Here is a 1,334-nt window from a genome sequence, read left to right on the forward strand (position 1 = left end):
GCGAAGCCGCGCCCCACCCGCGGGGTCACCCACCCCTCACCGCTCCTTCGGCGCCAGCAACGACGCCGGCCGCACCGCCGCCGAGCCGAACTTGGACCTCGCCACGTCCGCCGCCACCTCGGCGTCGCGCCAGCGGGGGGCCGGTGAGTCGAACAGCAGCTGCTCCCCCACCTCCCCCGTGTCGAGGCCCTCCACCCGGACCCCGATCAGCCGGACCGCGCCCGTCGGGGCGTGCTCCGCCAGCAACGCCACCGCGACCGCGTGGATCTCGCGGGCCACGTCGGTCGCCGACACCAGCGTGCGGGCTCGGGTGATCGTCCGGAAGTCCGCGAAGCGCACCTTGATCGACACTGTCCGGCCGCGCACGCCCCGCGCCCGCAGCGTCGCCCCTACCCGGGACGCCAGGCGCAGCAGCTCACGGCCCAGTTCGGCCCGGTCGTGGCGGTCGACGTCGAAGGTGTGCTCGGCGCCGATCGACTTCTCCGGCGAGTCGACCACCACCGCGCGCTCGTCGACGCCGTGCGCCAGCCGGTACAGGTGCTCGCCGACCGCCGTTCCCAGTGACTTCTTCAAGCGCTCCGGCGGAAACGCCGCCACGTCCGCGATCGTGTCCAGGCCGAGGCGCCTCAGGTGTTCTTCGGTGCGCGCGCCGACGCCCCACAACGCCGAGACCGGCAGCGGGTGCAGGAAGTCCAGGGTCTCCGCCGCCGGGACGACGACCATGCCGTCCGGCTTCGCCATGCCCGACGCCAGCTTCGCCACGAACTTGACCTTCGCCACCCCGACCGAGCACGTGATCCCGTGCTCGGCCTGGACCCGCGCGCGGATCTGCTCCCCCAAGGAAGCCGGTGTAGCGCCCAGGCGGCGCAGCGCCCCGCTGACGTCCAGGAACGCCTCGTCCAGGCTCAGCGGCTCGACCAGCGGCGTCAGCTCGCGGAAGATCCCCATCACCCCGCGCGAGACCTCGCCGTAGAGCCCCGACGTCGGCGGGATGTTGATCAGCTGCGGACAGAGCCGCTTGGCGGTCGAGAACGGCATCGCCGACCGGACGCCGAACCTGCGCGCCGGGTAGTTCGCCGCCGCCACGACCGCGCGGGGGCCGCCGCCGGAGACGACGACCGGTTTGTCCGCCAGCTCCGGGCGGGTGCGCAGCTCGACCGATACGAAGAACGCGTCCATGTCGACGTGCAGCAGCCCGCAGCCGGCGTCGTCCGGCGCCGGCTGCCCCGGCCGGACGCGGAACCGGGCCATCCCGCCCGGCAGTTCAGCATTTCGCCCCACACCGCCGACGCTACCGGCCACCACCGACAATTCCGGAGCACGCCGGCCGCGAC

Annotated in this window: 1 protein-coding gene; it reads right to left on the reverse strand. The window is 73.8% G+C overall.

The window, feature by feature from the left end:
• Positions 1-36: 36 nt before the first annotated feature.
• Positions 37-1,251 carry a DNA polymerase IV gene (locus G3I65_RS26415; RefSeq protein WP_160698504.1) on the reverse strand — a complete coding sequence of 405 codons (1,215 nt, stop codon included), beginning with the start codon at positions 1,249-1,251 and terminating at the stop codon, positions 37-39.
• Between the last annotated feature and the right edge of the window lie 83 nt (positions 1,252-1,334).

This window comes from Amycolatopsis sp. SID8362 (assembly GCF_010550475.1).
GTDB classification, from domain to species: Bacteria; Actinomycetota; Actinomycetes; order Mycobacteriales; family Pseudonocardiaceae; genus Amycolatopsis; species Amycolatopsis eburnea.